The 1,213-nt window shown below is 52.8% G+C and carries 1 protein-coding gene and 1 pseudogene; one reads left to right on the top strand and one right to left on the bottom strand.

The window, feature by feature from the left end; translation table 11 throughout:
- A pseudogene (locus tag K7B09_RS13065) lies at positions 1–110 on the top strand (IS30 family transposase); the annotation flags it as partial.
- Positions 111–256: 146 nt separating this feature from the next.
- Here the strand turns inward: K7B09_RS13065 and K7B09_RS13060 are convergent.
- A partial coding sequence (locus K7B09_RS13060) for an RHS repeat-associated core domain-containing protein (RefSeq protein ID WP_425507868.1) occupies positions 257–1,213 on the bottom strand: 957 nt, incomplete at its 5' end.

Below are 1,213 nucleotides of genomic sequence, written 5' to 3'. Positions count from 1 at the left end.
GTTGGGTCGAGCAGCGCTTGTACAACCGCCCCAGAAAGATACTCGGCTTCAAAACGCCCCTCGAAGTCCTCAACGGGGAATCAATCAACACTGTTGCGAATCAGAGTTGAACTCGCCCCGCGAATGATGACTGCATTACGCGTTAGCGAGATAACTTCGCCGCTGGAATTTTCGAAGCGCGTGAATTCTATTGTATCGGCACTCGATGCGCATCCAGCGAGCGCAATGCAAACGCACGTGATCATGGCGGATTTCATCAGTAGCACCCATACCTAGAAGTTTTGCAATTGAATGGTGCTCCAACAGATTTCGCCATCACACTCCCAATGGTGTGCACTTTCATCTCTCGCTCGATAAATCCAGGGCCGCTCGTTGCACCCACATTCCCAACTTCCGCGTCAATCCCGGCTTGGGTTAAATGGGAAAAATCATGAAACAAAAGCGACTCGACACCTGAAGGAAGCGCCGCATACTTTGACACAGCCTCAGGCGAAAAATGCGTCCTCCCGGGCGATGTAAAACCACCTGCGCCACCATTCCGTGGAATGGCCGATGCCGGAACGATTCTGACATGCTGACTATTCCAAATTGTCTTGATTTCTTTTCCCGTCAATACACCGATAGAGCCCATTCGGTTTATACCTACGACTGTAAATCTGACATCATCGCCAAGCTTATTAATTGCTCTATCGTATCTATTTAGTGTGGCTTCAAGCTGTTTTCCAGCTTTATGCCCGTCATCCCCAGTAGCGGAGTCAACAATCACTCTACAAGAGCCGTCTTTATAACGATCAGCGCAACGCCCATCCGGATCAGTAAACCGATAAGGATTCCCGCTGGCATAACGGTACCGATTAAACGCCCCCACCGGATTGCTGTAAGCCGTGACGGGATCGACGGACAGGAACGCGCCGATCCCCGGATCGTAATAGCGCTGCTGCATATACGTCAGCCCGGACACAGCATCCATCACATGCCCGGTGTACCCGGCGCGGTCATCGTTTTGTCGGTTGAGTAACCTCCCATACGGTTCGTACTCGCTGGTTTCGATAATAGCGCCGGCGGCATTGGTTTTGGCGATGGGGCTGCCTAATGCATCGGTGTGGAAGTAGCTGATGGTGGGCGCGTTGCTGCCGATGGGGCGGGTGATTTCGGCCAATAGGCTGCCGGCCAGATAGACGTTGTTGATGCGCTTGCTGGCGGGTTCGTCACG

The organism is Thermomonas beijingensis (assembly GCF_020034655.1).
GTDB classification, from domain to species: Bacteria; Pseudomonadota; Gammaproteobacteria; order Xanthomonadales; family Xanthomonadaceae; genus Thermomonas; species Thermomonas beijingensis.
Note: the sequence above shows the minus strand (reverse complement) of the source record. Positions and strands in the feature narration are given on the sequence as shown.